The organism is Lysobacter yangpyeongensis (genome assembly GCF_042655745.1).
GTDB classification, from domain to species: Bacteria; Pseudomonadota; Gammaproteobacteria; order Xanthomonadales; family Xanthomonadaceae; genus Agrilutibacter; species Agrilutibacter yangpyeongensis.
Window position 1 is genome coordinate 70989 of sequence record NZ_JBHSNM010000009.1, and the last position, 13171, is coordinate 84159.

At 68.9% G+C, this 13171-nt stretch carries 13 protein-coding genes and 1 rRNA gene; 9 read left to right on the forward strand and 5 right to left on the reverse strand.

The features are described 5' to 3' along the window. Positions 1-76: 76 nt before the first annotated feature. Positions 77-1333 (reverse strand): 6-phosphofructokinase, encoded by a 1257-nt coding sequence (locus tag ACFPN1_RS15840; protein WP_386756180.1) that lies wholly within the window; start codon positions 1331-1333, stop codon positions 77-79. 254 nt (positions 1334-1587) lie between these two features. Here ACFPN1_RS15840 and ACFPN1_RS15845 point away from each other — a divergent pair, with 254 nt between their 5' ends. The 3 genes from ACFPN1_RS15845 (at position 1588) to ACFPN1_RS15855 (ending at position 4357) form a co-directional block, all read left to right on the forward strand. Further along, positions 1588-2166 carry an adenylate kinase gene (locus ACFPN1_RS15845; RefSeq protein ID WP_386756182.1) on the forward strand — a complete coding sequence of 193 codons (579 nt, stop codon included), beginning with the start codon at positions 1588-1590 and terminating at the stop codon, positions 2164-2166. 168 nt (positions 2167-2334) lie between these two features. After that, complete coding sequence (locus ACFPN1_RS15850; RefSeq protein ID WP_386756197.1) at positions 2335-3732, forward strand: Mur ligase family protein; 1398 nt, start codon at positions 2335-2337, stop codon at positions 3730-3732. A gap of 52 nt (positions 3733-3784) precedes the next feature. Next, on the forward strand, positions 3785-4357 hold the full coding sequence (locus ACFPN1_RS15855; protein WP_386756183.1) for an LON peptidase substrate-binding domain-containing protein: 573 nt from the start codon (positions 3785-3787) through the stop codon (positions 4355-4357). Between the two features lie 21 nt (positions 4358-4378). Here ACFPN1_RS15855 and ACFPN1_RS15860 read toward each other — a convergent pair whose 3' ends face one another. Continuing rightward, positions 4379-6364, reverse strand: coding sequence for a bifunctional DedA family/phosphatase PAP2 family protein (locus tag ACFPN1_RS15860; protein ID WP_386756184.1), 1986 nt, complete (start codon positions 6362-6364; stop codon positions 4379-4381). Between the two features lie 79 nt (positions 6365-6443). Here ACFPN1_RS15860 and ACFPN1_RS15865 point away from each other — a divergent pair, with 79 nt between their 5' ends. Genes ACFPN1_RS15865 through ACFPN1_RS15880 form a run of 4 tightly spaced genes read left to right on the forward strand, consistent with a single transcriptional unit; the run spans position 6444 to position 9681 of the window. Next, positions 6444-7118, forward strand: coding sequence for a phosphotransferase (locus ACFPN1_RS15865; RefSeq protein ID WP_386756185.1), 675 nt, complete (start codon positions 6444-6446; stop codon positions 7116-7118). Between the two features lie 10 nt (positions 7119-7128). Continuing rightward, positions 7129-7947, forward strand: a complete 819-nt coding sequence (locus ACFPN1_RS15870; RefSeq protein ID WP_386756186.1) for an SDR family oxidoreductase — start codon at positions 7129-7131, stop codon at positions 7945-7947. A 17-nt stretch (positions 7948-7964) separates the two neighbouring features. Further along, positions 7965-8399: a VOC family protein gene (locus ACFPN1_RS15875; RefSeq protein WP_386756187.1), complete on the forward strand. Its 435-nt coding sequence runs from the start codon at positions 7965-7967 to the stop codon at positions 8397-8399. A gap of 58 nt (positions 8400-8457) precedes the next feature. After that, positions 8458-9681, forward strand: a complete 1224-nt coding sequence (locus tag ACFPN1_RS15880; protein ID WP_386756188.1) for an acetylornithine/succinyldiaminopimelate transaminase — start codon at positions 8458-8460, stop codon at positions 9679-9681. A 243-nt stretch (positions 9682-9924) separates the two neighbouring features. Here the strand turns inward: ACFPN1_RS15880 and hemL are convergent, their stop codons facing one another. Together hemL and thiE are read right to left on the reverse strand one after the other, a co-directional pair. Continuing rightward, positions 9925-11211 carry a glutamate-1-semialdehyde 2,1-aminomutase gene (hemL, locus tag ACFPN1_RS15885; RefSeq protein WP_386756190.1) on the reverse strand — a complete coding sequence of 429 codons (1287 nt, stop codon included), beginning with the start codon at positions 11209-11211 and terminating at the stop codon, positions 9925-9927. Further along, positions 11208-11840 (reverse strand): thiamine phosphate synthase, encoded by a 633-nt coding sequence (thiE, locus tag ACFPN1_RS15890; protein WP_386756191.1) that lies wholly within the window; start codon positions 11838-11840, stop codon positions 11208-11210. Before thiE ends, hemL begins: the two co-directional genes overlap by 4 nt. Positions 11841-11912: 72 nt before the next feature. On the opposite strand from thiE, the gene ACFPN1_RS15895 reads away from it, so the two are divergent. Continuing rightward, the gene (locus ACFPN1_RS15895) at positions 11913-12104 is read left to right on the forward strand and encodes a rubredoxin (RefSeq protein WP_386756192.1); all 192 of its coding nucleotides are present in this window, start codon (positions 11913-11915) and stop codon (positions 12102-12104) included. Positions 12105-12162: 58 nt separating this feature from the next. On the opposite strand, the gene ACFPN1_RS15900 is transcribed toward ACFPN1_RS15895, so the two are convergent. Next, positions 12163-12609, reverse strand: a complete 447-nt coding sequence (locus ACFPN1_RS15900) for a DUF192 domain-containing protein (RefSeq protein WP_386756194.1) — start codon at positions 12607-12609, stop codon at positions 12163-12165. A 480-nt stretch (positions 12610-13089) separates the two neighbouring features. On the opposite strand from ACFPN1_RS15900, the gene ACFPN1_RS15905 reads away from it, so the two are divergent. Next, positions 13090-13171: ribosomal RNA gene (locus ACFPN1_RS15905) — 16S ribosomal RNA — on the forward strand; the annotation flags it as partial.

Here is a 13171-nt window from a genome sequence, read left to right on the forward strand (position 1 = left end):
CGAAGTGTTTCGAGCCGTTCGGGCGACCTGTCGAAGAAGCTGAAGCGACGTGACCGCAATGCTTCCGGCGTGATGCTCAGCCGTCGAAGGCGGGCAGCTTCGCCTTCACGAGCACGTTCTTCAGCACCACGTAGCGCGGAATACCGTCGCGCCCGTACGGCGGCGGCGCTTCGCCGCGAATCAGCGGTTCGAGGTAGCGGCGCGCGGCGTCGGTGATGCCGTAACCGTCCTTGCGGATGAAGTTCGCCGGCATCTTCTTTTCGTGGTTGGCGATGCGGTCGAGCGGCGCGGCTTCGATCTTCCAGCGGTAGGGCGCGTCGGCGGTGCGCACGATCACCGGCATCACCGCGTTGCGGCCCTTGAGCGCGAGTTCCACTGCGGCCTTGCCGACTGCCTGCGCCTGCGCCAGGTCGGTCTTCGATGCCAGGTGCCGGGCCGAACGCTGCAGGTAGTCGGGCAGTGTCCAGTGCACCTTGTAGCCGAGCGTGTCCTTCACCCGGCCGGCCAGGTACGAGGCGACGCCGCCGAGCTGGGTGTGGCCGAAGGAATCCTTGCCGCCGCCCGCATCGGCGACAAACCTGCCGTCCGCGGTCTGGATGCCTTCGCTGGCCACGACCACGCAGTAGCCCACGCGTTCGACCGTCGCCTTCACCTGCGCGAAGAACGCGGCTTCTTCGTAGGGCCGTTCGGGGAACAGGATCAGGTGCGGCGCTTCGTCGGTACCGCGGCCCGCCAGCCCGGCCGCGGCGGCGAGCCAGCCGGCGTGGCGGCCCATGGCTTCGTAGACGAAGACCTTGGTCGAGGTGTCCGCCATCGCGGCCACGTCGAGCGCGCATTCGCGCACCGACACCGCGGTGTACTTGGCCGCCGAGCCGAAGCCCGGGCAGCAGTCGGTCACGGCCAGGTCGTTGTCGACCGTCTTGGGCACGCCCACGCAGGTGAGCGGGTAGCCGAATTCCGCGGCGAGCTGCGAGACCTTCAGCGCGGTGTCGGCCGAATCGTTGCCGCCGTTGTAGAGGAACCAGCGCACGTCGTGCGCCTTGAACACCTCGAGCAGGCGCTCGTAGCGCGCGCGGTCCTGTTCGAGCGACTTGAGCTTGACCCGGCACGAACCGAAGGCACCGCCCGGCGTGTGCGCGAGGGCGCGGATGGCGGCCGCGGATTCCTTCGAGGTATCGATCAGTTCTTCACGCAGTACGCCGAGGATGCCGTTGCGCGCCGCCAGCACCTTCACCTTGCGGGCCCGGGCGGCCCCGATCACCGCCGCGGCGGTGGCATTGATGACGGCGGTGACGCCGCCGGACTGGGCGTACAGCAGGTTTCCAGAAGCCATGGCGATCGATGCTCCGTTGGGGTCGAAAACGTCGTTCCGGGAAGGCGTGCGGGCGGGCCGCGGACCGGCCTGCGCCGCTCGGGCCGCCGTCCCCGTGCGGGCCTTGCGAGCCCGCGACGGCAGGCATTCCGCCAGCCTGCACGGCGGGATGGGGTAAGCTGGCCGCCCGAATTTCGCCGCCCGAAGGCCCGGCCGCTGGAGTGTAGCGCCGCCCTGGGGGCCTCCCCGTTTTTCCGTCCTCAGGAGTGATGTTGATGCGATTGGTATTGCTCGGTGCCCCCGGTTCCGGCAAGGGCACCCAGGCCGCGAGGCTGAAGGAACACCTGCAGGTGCCGCACATTTCCACCGGCGACCTGCTGCGCGCCGAAGTGGCCGCCGGCAGCAAGCTCGGCCTGGAAGCGAAGGAAGTGATGGCGCGCGGCGAACTGGTCAGCGACGCGATCCTGCTGGGCATGCTCGAAGACCGCTTCTCGCGTCCCGACACGAAGAACGGCTTCATCCTCGACGGCTACCCGCGCAACCTGGCCCAGGCCGACGCGCTGGGCAAGCTGCTGTCCCGCATCGGCCAGCCCATGGACTACGCGGTGCAACTCGAAGTGCCCACGGAAATGCTGGTCGAACGCATCGCCGGCCGCGCCAAGGCCGAAGGCCGCGAGGACGACAGCCCCGAATCGGTGCGCAAGCGCCTGCAGGTCTACAACGAGCAGACCGCGCCGGTGATCGACTACTACCGCCAGCAGGGCCAGCTCAACGTGGTCAACGGCGTGGGTTCGCTGGACGACGTGTTCGCGCGGATCGTCGAGGCGATCGTGCCGGCGCATGAGGTCGGGTGAGCTGACGCGTTTGCGGACTGCCCTGCCGGCAGTTCGCGCGTCGGCGAACGCCCGGCTACGGATGGCCGGGCCGGACGATCCGTAAGCCTGTTCGTTGCGCCATGGATGGCAGCGGATTCATCGGGAGCGTCTGTGAAACTTCATATTCTTGGCATCGCCGGCACCTTCATGGGCGGTGTCGCCGCTTTGGCGCGCGAACTCGGCCACGACGTCGAAGGCAGCGACCAGAACATCTACCCGCCGATGTCGACGCAGCTGGAGCAGCTCGGCATCGCGCTGCGCCAGGGCTATCTCGCCGACAACATTTCCGCCGACTGCGACGAGATCGTGGTCGGCAACGCGCTCTCGCGCGGCAACCCCGCGGTCGAGCAGGTGCTGGACGACGCCCGCAAGTACAACTCTGGCGCGCAATGGCTTGCCGAAAACGTGCTGCCCGGCCGCGACACGCTGGCCGTCGCCGGTACGCACGGCAAGACCACCACGACGACGATCCTGACGTATCTGCTTGAAGCCGCCGGCCGCGCGCCGGGTTTCCTGATCGGTGGCGTGGCGGAAGACTTCGGCGTCTCCGCCCGACTGGGCAGCGGCCGCGACTTCGTGGTCGAAGCCGACGAATACGACACCGCGTTCTTCGACAAGCGCAGCAAGTTCGTGCACTACCGGCCGCTGGTCGCGATCCTCAACAACCTCGAGTACGACCACGCCGACATCTTTCCCGACGTCGCCGCGATCCAGCGCCAGTTCCACCACCTGGTGCGCACCGTGCCGCGCCGGGGCCGGCTGATCGTCAATGGCGAGGATCGCTATCTCGCCGAAGTGCTCGCGATGGGCTGCTGGACGCCGGTGGAAACCTTCGGTCTGGACGCCAGCCTGATCCCGCGTGCATCGCAGCCGCAGACCCACGGCGATCGCGCGGACGAAGGCGCCGCGGCACGCGCGGGATTCCACTGGACCGCGCGGATGATCAACGAGGACGGCAGCGCCTTCGTCGTGATCCACGACGGGGTCGAGGTCGGCGCGGTGCACTGGCCGCTGCTCGGCCGCCACAACGTGATGAACGCACTGGCCGCGCTTGCCGCGGCGCACGCGGTGGGCGTCGACGTGGCGACCGTGCTGCCGGCGCTGTCCGCCTTCCGCAGCGTGAAGCGCCGCCTCGAAGTGATCGGCGAATCCGGCGGCATCACCGTCTACGACGACTTCGCCCACCATCCCACCGCGATCGCCACCACGCTCGCGGGGCTGCGTGCGAAGGTCGGCAGCGCGCGCATCGTCGTCGCGATGGAGCCGCGCAGCAATTCCATGCGCCTGGGCGCGCACGCCGATGCGCTGGCGCCGTCGCTCGACCTCGCCGACGCCGTGGTGTTCCTGCATCGGCCGGAACTGGCCTGGGATGCCGGCAAGGTCGTGGCCGGACTGCGCGGCGAGGGCGTGACCGTGCCGGACGCCGACCATCTGATCGCCGCGCTGCGCGAACGCGTGCGTGCCGGCGACCATGTCGTGTTCATGTCCAACGGCGGATTCGACGGCGCGCCGCGGCGGTTCCTGGCCGCGTTGCAGAACGCCTGACGTCGCCGACGCCGCGACGCGGCCGCGGCATCGCCTCGCATAGACTGCGGCCATGCCCACCGAATCGCTGGCCCTGTTTCCGCTGCACACGGTGCTGCTTCCGGGCGCGGCGCTGGGCCTGCGCGTGTTCGAGGCGCGCTACCTGGACCTGGTGCGCGACTGCGGACGCAACGGTCGCGGCTTCGGCATCTGCCTGATCCTCAAGGGCGAGGAAGTCGGCGAACCGGCGACCGCGGCCGCGTTCGGCACCGAGGCGCTGATCGAGGATTTCGGCCAGGGCGACGACGGCCTGCTCACGCTGCGCGTGCGCGGCGCCCGCCGCTTCCACGTCGAACGGGCGCGAGTGCGCGACAACGGCCTGCAGATGGCCGATGTCCGCTGGTGCGACCTCGATGGCCACCAGTCCGTGCACCCCGAGCACGGACTGCTGCCGGTGCTGCTCGACTCGATCATCGGCAAGCTCGGGGGCGAGCACGCGCAGGCCGAACGCGCGCTGCTCGACGATGCGGCGTGGGTCGGCTGGCGTCTGGCGGAACTGCTGCCGCTGCACGATTCGCAGCGGCAGGAGCTGCTGCAGATGGACGATCCGCACGCGCGGCTGGAGCGCCTGTTGCAGCTGGTCTGAGCCGGTTCGCGGCGTCGTGTTTCAGCGGGTGCGCAGGCGCAGCACCAGGCCGACGCCCTGCGGATGCTGGCTCTCTTCGGAACGGAATTCCTTCAGCGCCTCACGCACCTGCGCATGCGCGTAACCCTCGTCGGCGACGGGTAGCCACAGCGATGCCGCGCGCAACGGTTTGCGGTAGCGCAGCGTCTGCGCCGTGCCCATCCACAGCGGGGTGCCGTCGTGCAACGTCGCCGGCGCGGCCCACAGGCGCAGCGCGATCTGTTCGTCCGGCGTGCGACCCGGATGCAGCAGCAACAGTTCTTCCGGCCGTGCGTCGAGCGTCGCGGGCAGCACCACCTGTTCGCGTGCAGGCTTGTCGTCGTCGAGCAGACCCAGCGTCGCCACCCAGTCGGCCTGCGGCTGCACGCGCCAGCCGCGCGCCACCAGCGCGCGCTGCACCGGTTGCAGCGGTCCGGCGATCTGCACGTCGAGCGACCAGCGCCGGCGCGCATCGCGTTCGTTGCGTTGCGCCGGCAGCGTCGCCCAGTCGCGCTGCCACCACGCTTCGGCCGCCAGCGTGGTCGTGGGCGCGGCGGCGGCGAACTTCGCCAGCAGCCGGTCCGCGTAGCGCGGTGCATGCCACAACGCCGCCGCGGCGAAGGCGGTGTAGAACGCCCACGCCAGCGGCCGCATCCAGAACGAGCGCGCCACATGGCGCCGATAGGCGAGGCCGAGTACCAGCAGCCACAGGATGCCGAACAAGGTGCCGCCGACGAGGTCGCTGGGCCAGTGCGCGCCGAGGTACAGGCGCGCGAAGCCGATGACCGTGGTGACCACGCCGGCGAGCAGGTACGGCCACACGCGATTGCGCCCGGGCAGCTCGCGTGCGATCAGCACGGCGAAGAAGCCGAACACGATCGTCGTCATCGTCACTGCGATCGAGGGGAAACCGAAGCCTTCCGGCGCCGTGGGCGGTCGCGGCATGACGATCGCGGCTTCCAGCAGGCTGGTGAACACCAGGCCGAACACGATCGCCGCGATCCAGTGCGCGGCCGCCATCCAGCGCTTGCGCCACAACAGGTACGCCAGCGCGACCAGCGCAGCCGGCCCGAGCACCTGCGCGTCGCCGAGGCTGGCCAGACCCGCCATCAGCCGGTCGGCCAGCGGATTGCGCAGATTCCACATGAACTCGTGGACGGTGTGGTCGAGCGCCAGCGGCCCGCCGCTCGCCAGCAGCGAGGCGAGCAGGGTGAACCAGGCCCAGCTGATCGCCAGCAGGCTGACGGCGAGCACCAGCAGCGAGGGCGATTCGGGCCGGTTCGGATCCATCAGCGCGGCGGCGTACTTGCCCAGGTGCGGGTGCTGGCGCGTCCACTTCAGCGCGCGCGCGAGCAGGTTGTCGGCGTGGCCGGCGAACCAGCGCCACGTGTACAGCACGCAGGCCCACACCAGCGCGATCGCCGCGATCAGCCCGCCCAGCACCAGCGCGAGGCGATCGGCCACCGCCGCCACCGCATCGTAGGAAGCGCCCAGCACCCAGCCGGGCGCGAGGAACACGGCCGACCACAGCACGCAGGCGCCGAAGCTGGGAACCGCGTAGCGCCGCACCGGCATGTGCATCATCCCGGCGATGGCGGGCACGAACGGACGCACCGCGCCGATGAAGCGCGCGATGAAGATGCTCTGCATGCCCTTGCGGCGGAACAGCGCCTCGCCGCGATCGAGCCACTGCGGATAGCGCGCGAACGGCCAGCGCTGGCGCAGCTGCGTGCCCCAGCGGCGCCCGATCCAGAAACTCAGGCCGTCGCCGGCGAACGCGCCCAGCGCTGCGCACACCAGCGCATACGGTCCGTTGACGTGGCCCAGTCCGACCAGCGCACCCACGGCGAACAGCAGCGGCAACGCGGGAACGAAGAAGCCCAGGATCACCAGCGCATCGCAGAACGCGATCAGGAAAGTCACCGCGCCCGCGGCGAAGGGATGTGCGCTGATCCACGCGCTGGCGCTTTCGATCCAGGTCGGTTCCATCGACGGATTATGGCAGCCGCCGCCGCGACTTCGTCACCGCGCGATGCCCGCCGTGCGCACGATTCCTTACACTGGCGCCATGTCCTCCGTCCCGCGCGAAACCGGCCCGCACGAAGTCGCCGCGCTCAAGGCCGACAGCTTCGGACGCATCGCGCTGATGCGCGACGGGCACGGCCTGTTCGTGCGTCGCGACCTGGCGCACGTGCCGGCGTGGCTGCGCCTGCCGGCCTGGTGGCTCGCGCGTCGCGAAGCCCGCGCGCTGCAACGCGTGCACGGCCTGCAGGCGATGCCGCAACTGCTGTGCTGGGATGGCCGCCGCCTCGATCGCAGCTACCTCGACGGCGCCGCGATGTACCAGCGACCGCCGCGCGATGATGCCGCCTACTTCCGCAAGGCGCACCGGCTGCTGCAGCAGGTGCACCGACGCGGCCTGGCGCACAACGACCTGGCGAAGGAAGCCAACTGGCTGGTACTGGCCGACGGCTCGCCGGGGATCATCGACTTCCAGCTCGCCACGCGCGGGCATCCGCGTTCGCGCTGGATGCGCCTGCTCGCGCGCGAGGATCTGCGCCACCTGCTCAAGCACAAGCGTACGTACTGCCCGCATGCGCTGACGCCGATTGAACGACGCATCCTCAAGCGCCACTCGTGGTTGCGCGAGGCGTGGTTCGTCACGGGCAAGCCGGTGTATCGCTTCATCACCCGCCGGCTGCTCAAGTGGGAAGACAACGAAGGGCAGGGCCCCAAACCGTGAGACGCACGCCATGACCACGCTCGCAGGCAAGACCCTCTTCATCACCGGCGCCTCGCGCGGCATCGGCCTGGCCATCGCCCTGCGCGCGGCGCGCGACGGCGCCAACGTCGCGATCGCGGCGAAGTCGACGGTGGCCAACCCCAAGCTGCCCGGCACCATCCACACCGCGGCGGCAGCGGTGAACGACGCCGGCGGTCGCGGCCTCGCGCTGAAGTGCGACATCCGCGAAGAGGACGAAGTGAAGGCCGCCGTCGCGGCGACGGTCGACGCGTTCGGCGGCATCGACATCCTGGTCAACAACGCCAGCGCGATCTGGCTGCGCGGCACGCTCGACACGCCGATGAAGCGCTTCGACCTGATGCAGCAGGTCAACGCGCGCGGCAGCTTCCTGTGCGCGCAGGCCTGCCTGCCGCACCTGCTGCAGGCGCCCAGTCCGCACATCCTTACCCTGTGCCCGCCGCCGTCGCTGGATCCCAAGTGGTGGGCGCCGCACACCGGCTACACGCTGGCGAAGATGGGCATGAGCTTCGTGACGCTCGGCCTGGCCGGCGAATTCGGGCCACGCGGTGTCGCGGTGAACGCGTTGTGGCCGCGCACGCTGATCGCCACCGATGCCCTGAACATGATTCCGGGCGTCAGCGCCGGCAACGGCCGCTCGCCGGCGATCATGGCCGATGCCGCGCACGCGATCCTGACGCGCCCCGCCGCCGGTTTCAGCGGCCGCTTCCTGATCGACGACGAAGTGCTCGCCGAAGCCGGCGTCACCGATCTTTCCGGGTACGCGGTGGATCCTTCGCAGCCGCTGTTTCCCGATCTCTTCCTCGACTGACCGCCGACGGGCTCGCCATGAAGTACCTCCACACCATGGTCCGCATCCGCGACATCGACGCCTCGCTGCGTTTCTACTGCGAGGGCCTCGACCTCGTGCAGAAGCGGCGAATCGACTATCCGCAGGGCCGGTACACGCTGATCTTCCTCGCCGCACCGGAAACGCCGGACGCCGAGATCGAGCTCACCTACAACTGGCCGCCCGAAGACGGTTCGCCCGGCGAGGATTACGGCTCGGCGCGCAATTTCGGCCATCTCGCCTTCCGCGTCGACGACATCTACGCGACGTGCGCGCGCCTGCAGGCGATGGGGTACACGATCCACCGCCCGCCGCGCGATGGGCACATGGCCTTCGTGCGCTCGCCGGACCTCATCTCGATCGAACTGTTGCAGGACGGCCACCTGCCGCCGCAGGAGCCGTGGGCGTCGATGCCCAACACCGGCAGCTGGTAATGGCGGCGGCGCGGCGGGAAAAGCGGCAAAATGGCCGCTTTCCCCCGCCTGCCAAGCCATGAGCACGTCCGCCGAGCTGTTCGCGCTGTCCGAGCGCTACTACCTGCCCGTCTACCGCCCGCGCCGGATCGTGCTCGACCACGGCAAGGGCGCGCGGATCTGGGACCGCGACGGACGCGAATACGTGGACTTCGGCGCCGGCATCGCCGTCAACGCGCTCGGACATGCGCACCCGGCGCTGCTCGCGGCGCTGACCGAGCAGGCTGGCAAGCTGTGGCACACCAGCAACGTCTTCGTCAGCGAACCGCCGTTGCGTCTGGCCGAAGAACTGGTCGAAGCCTCGCGTTTCGCCCGGCGCGTGTTCTTCTGCAACTCCGGTGCCGAAGCCAACGAAGGCGCGATCAAGCTGGTGCGCAAGTGGGCGACCGCACAGGGCCGCACGCCGGAACGCCGCACGATCCTCACGTTCCGCGGCAGTTTCCACGGCCGCACCCTCGCAGCGGTGACGGCGACCGCGCAGCCGAAATACCACGAAGGTTACGAGCCGCTGCCGCCGGGCTTCCGCTACGGCGACTTCAACGATCTGCCCGGCGCCGAAGCGGCGATGGCAGCGGGCGACGTCTGCGCGGTGCTGGTCGAACCGGTGCAGGGCGAAGGCGGTGTCATGCCGGCGACGCCGGAATTCCTGCACGGACTGCGCGCGCTGTGCGATCGCCACGGCGCCTTGCTGGTGCTCGACGAGATCCAGTGCGGCATGGGCCGCACCGGGCACCTGTTCGCCGCGCACGCCTACGACGTGGTGCCCGACGTGGTCACGCTGGCCAAGGCGCTGGGCAGCGGCTTTCCGATCGGTGCGATGCTGGTCGGCGACAAGGCCGCGGATGCCATGCAGTTCGGCGCGCACGGAACCACGTTCGGCGGCAATCCGCTGGCCGCAGCGGTCGCGCGCGCGGCGCTGCGCGAGCTGTCGTCGTCGGCGCTGCTGGCCAACGTCGCCCGGCAATCGCAGGCGTTGCGCGACGGCCTGGCGGCGATCGATGCCGAGTTCGGCATCTTCTCCGAGATCCGCGGCCGCGGCCTGATGCTCGGCGCGCAGTTGCGCGAACCGTATGCGGGGAAGGCCGGCGAAATCCTGGATCGCTGCGTCGAGCACGGCCTGCTCACCCTGCAGGCGGGCCCCGACGTATTGCGTTTCGTACCCGCGTTGAACATCGGCGATGAAGATGTCAGCGAAGGCCTGGCGCGATTGAGGGCGGCCATCGCCGCGTTTGTCGGAAGCTGAGATAAAAAGCCCGGAAAATCCGGGCTTTTTTTATCGATGCCGTGCGTTGTCGTGCATGCCCGGTGTTTCAATCGAAGCGGGAAGCGTGGATCTCGCGAGAGGCGCGGGAGCCGGGGAAGGGCTCCGAGCGCGCCATGGATGCATGGCGCGCGTCTGCGACTCCGGGCAGGGACAGCGAAGGACGGAGCGGCGGAGCCCTTCCCCGGCTCCCGCGCCGTCCCTCCGAAGCCGGACCGGAACTCGTTACCTCACGAGCGCGAACGCTTCCTTCGCCGCCGCCACCGTATGCGCGATCTCCGCTTCGCCATGCGCGCTGGAAACGAAGCCCGCTTCGAACGCCGACGGCGCCAGGTAAACGCCGCGTTCGAGCATCGCGTGGAAGAACCGGTTGAAACGCGCGGTATCCGACGCCTTCGCGTCCTCGAACGATTCCACCGGCCCTTCGCGGAAATACAGGCCGAACATGCCCGGTGCGCGTGTCGTGGTGAACGCGATGCCGGCTTCGCGCGCTGCCGCTTCGAGGCCGTCGCAAAGCGCGTGTGTGCTGCGTTCGAGCGCTTCGTGGAAACCCGGCACGCGGATCAGCTCGAGCGTTGCAAGACCGGCCGCCATCGCCACCGGATTGCCGCTGAGCGTGCCGGCCTGATAGATCGGCCCGCTCGGCGCGACCTGCGCCATCAGGTCGCGGCGTCCGCCGTACGCGCCCACCGGCATGCCGCCACCGATGATCTTGCCGAAGGTGCTCAGGTCCGGGGTGATGCCGTACAGCGCCTGCGCGCCGCCGAGCGCGACGCGGAAGCCGGTCATCACTTCGTCGAAGATCAGCAGCGCACCGTGCTTCGTGCAAAGCTCGCGCAGATGCTGCAGGTACCCCGCACGCGGCAGGATGCAATTGGCGTTGCCGACGATGGGTTCGATGATCAGGCCCGCGATTTCCCCGCCGACTTCGTCGAACAGTTTGGTGGCCGCGTCGAAATCGTTGTACGGCAGCGTCAGCGTGAGGTCGGCGAGCGCGGCGGGCACGCCGGGCGAATTCGGCAATCCCAGCGTCATCACGCCGCTGCCGGCCTTCACCAGGAAGCTGTCGCCGTGGCCGTGGTAGCAACCCTCGAACTTGACGATGCGGCTGCGTCCCGTCGCGCCGCGTGCCACGCGGATCGCCGACAGCGTGGCCTCGGTGCCGGAATTGACCATGCGCACCATCTCGCAGCTCGGCACGATCCGCGTGATCGCTTCGGCCATCGTGACTTCCAGCGCGTTGGGCACGCCGAAACTCAGACCGTCGCGCATCGTGCGTTCGACCGCCGCCAGCACCTGCGGATGCGCATGGCCGGCGATCATCGGTCCCCAGGAACCGACGTAATCCACGTAACGGTTGCCATCGACGTCGTACAGGTACGCGCCTTCCGCGCGCTGCGCGAAGAACGGCTCGCCGCCCACCGACTTGAAGGCGCGTACCGGCGAATTGACGCCGCCGGGAATCAGTTCCTTCGCGCGGTCGAACAGGGCATGGGAGCGATCGTTGGTCATGGGGATTCTTCGAAGCAGGAAAGGTAGGCGCGGGTGGCGGCCGCGGGGTCGGGCGCATCGAACACGCCGCTGATCACCGCCAGCAGGTCGGCCCCGGCCGCGACCAGCGGCCGCGCATTGTCCGGGGTGATGCCGCCGATCGCCACCCGTGGCAGACCCAGCGCAGCCGCTTCCTGCAGGAGCGCCGGCGCGGCGCAACGGGCGTGGGGCTTGGTGGGCGAGGGGAAAAACGCGCCGAAGGCGATGTAACTGGCGCCGGCGAACGCGGCCTGCCGGGCGCGGCCGGCGTCGTCGTAGCAGGACGCCCCGAGGATCGCGTCCGGCCCCAGTTCGTGCCGCGCGAGCGCGATTTCGCCGTCGTCTTCGCCCAGATGCGCGCCGTCGGCGCCGATGGCGGCGGCGAGCGCCCAGTCGTCGTTGATGATCAGCGGAATGCCCAGGCTGCGGCACATCGGCAGCAGCGCCATTGCCTGTTCCGCGCGCAGATCGTCGCTGGCGTGCTTGTTGCGGTACTGCAGCCAGGATGCACCGGCCCGCAGGACCGGCTCGACGCGGGCCAGCAGCCGTCGCGTGTCGGGTTCATCGGGCGTGATGGCGTACAGGCCGCGGCGCGGCCAGGGCGGGTTCATGCCTGCAGCATCCTTGGGCGGGGCGTGACAAAATGCGCTCCCGTCCCACGAAATTTCAACCGATAGCCCTCCATGACCGAAGTCGCCGCCGCCACCGTCTACCGCACCTGGATGTGCGTCGTCTGCGGATTCATCTACGACGAATCCAAGGGACTGCCGGAAGAGGGCATCGCCCCGGGTACGCGCTGGGAAGACATTCCGGATACGTGGACGTGCCCGGATTGTGGCGTGACGAAGGACGACTTCGAAATGATGGAAGTCTGACGTGTCTGCGCATCGGAAGGAAAAGGGCCGCGAAAGCGGCCCTTTTTGCGTTCGGGGATCAGGGTTGCGGAATGTCCGCGCTGAAGGTCAGTTGCGCGCCGTTCTCGAGTTTGAGGCGTGCCGCTTCGCCCGCATTGAGCTCCAGCACATAGCGGGCGGGCGCCTCGCTGGGGTATGGCGGGCAGCCGTCGCCCAGGGCGCACGGCGGCACGTCCCGCTGCTGGGAAACCAGCCTGCGGGCATCGTCGAAATACAGGATGTCCAGCGGAATCCGCGTGTTCTTCATCCAGTACGCCTGCGGCTCCTCGACGTCGTGGATGAACAGCATCCCGTGGTCGCGGGCGAGTTCGTCCCGGAACATCAGGCCGCGGGCGCGCTCGGCATCGTCGTCGGCGATTTCCACCTGGTAGCGGTGGCCGGCCAGTTCGACCCAGGGCTGGCCGCCCGTGGCGCAGCCGCCGGCTGCCAGCAGGGAAACCAGTGCGACGGCCTTGATCGGTTGCATTCGGGCTCCGGAGTGAGGTTGAAAGTGAGGCTGCGGGAACATCCGGTGCCGCCGCGCGGAGTGTCAAGCAAAAAATTCGCGCACTCCCCCTTCCCAATCTGGTTGCGGCTGTGCACAATGCGCGCCCCGCTGACCGGGCGGCCCTTGAGGGGGTGGAACGGGAGGGCGGGGCGGCCAAAAAAGATTGCGACACGGTGTTGACGGAATCGAAATTGGCTGTAAGATAGTCGGCTCCCTCGGGCACTTTGGTGCGACGGGGCAGCGGTAAAGAGGGATGCGGCGCTGAGGCCGGTTCCTGGGATCTTTGACAGTGTGCGCAGGTGACTTGTGCGGGCGTCTGGCTGGTGGATGCATGTCCATAGAGCAGACGTTCGTAACAGAGCAACAAGTCAATTCAAATGCAGAAATGCAAGCGAGTAATTTGGTGCCTGGAACGGGCTCTGCACTCGAAATATTTGGGTTTTCGGACCCATGCAGTTTTAAGTGAAGAGTTTGATCCTGGCTCAGAGTGAACGCTGGCGGCAGGCCTAACACATGCAAGTCGAGCGGCAGCGCGGGGGCA

What these genes read in the sequence shown, in the direction of transcription:
- ACFPN1_RS15840 (WP_386756180.1), bottom strand. Translation starts at nt 1,333, where the DNA reads ATGGCTTCTGGAAACCTGCTGTACGCCCAGTCCGGCGGCGTCACCGCC.
- ACFPN1_RS15845 (WP_386756182.1), top strand. Translation starts at nt 1,588, where the DNA reads ATGCGATTGGTATTGCTCGGTGCCCCCGGTTCCGGCAAGGGCACCCAG.
- ACFPN1_RS15850 (WP_386756197.1), top strand. Translation starts at nt 2,335, where the DNA reads ATGGGCGGTGTCGCCGCTTTGGCGCGCGAACTCGGCCACGACGTCGAA.
- ACFPN1_RS15855 (WP_386756183.1), top strand. Translation starts at nt 3,785, where the DNA reads ATGCCCACCGAATCGCTGGCCCTGTTTCCGCTGCACACGGTGCTGCTT.
- ACFPN1_RS15860 (WP_386756184.1), bottom strand. Translation starts at nt 6,364, where the DNA reads ATGGAACCGACCTGGATCGAAAGCGCCAGCGCGTGGATCAGCGCACAT.
- ACFPN1_RS15865 (WP_386756185.1), top strand. Translation starts at nt 6,444, where the DNA reads ATGTCCTCCGTCCCGCGCGAAACCGGCCCGCACGAAGTCGCCGCGCTC.
- ACFPN1_RS15870 (WP_386756186.1), top strand. Translation starts at nt 7,129, where the DNA reads ATGACCACGCTCGCAGGCAAGACCCTCTTCATCACCGGCGCCTCGCGC.
- ACFPN1_RS15875 (WP_386756187.1), top strand. Translation starts at nt 7,965, where the DNA reads ATGAAGTACCTCCACACCATGGTCCGCATCCGCGACATCGACGCCTCG.
- ACFPN1_RS15880 (WP_386756188.1), top strand. Translation starts at nt 8,458, where the DNA reads ATGAGCACGTCCGCCGAGCTGTTCGCGCTGTCCGAGCGCTACTACCTG.
- hemL (WP_386756190.1), bottom strand. Translation starts at nt 11,211, where the DNA reads ATGACCAACGATCGCTCCCATGCCCTGTTCGACCGCGCGAAGGAACTG.
- thiE (WP_386756191.1), bottom strand. Translation starts at nt 11,840, where the DNA reads ATGAACCCGCCCTGGCCGCGCCGCGGCCTGTACGCCATCACGCCCGAT.
- ACFPN1_RS15895 (WP_386756192.1), top strand. Translation starts at nt 11,913, where the DNA reads ATGACCGAAGTCGCCGCCGCCACCGTCTACCGCACCTGGATGTGCGTC.
- ACFPN1_RS15900 (WP_386756194.1), bottom strand. Translation starts at nt 12,609, where the DNA reads ATGCAACCGATCAAGGCCGTCGCACTGGTTTCCCTGCTGGCAGCCGGC.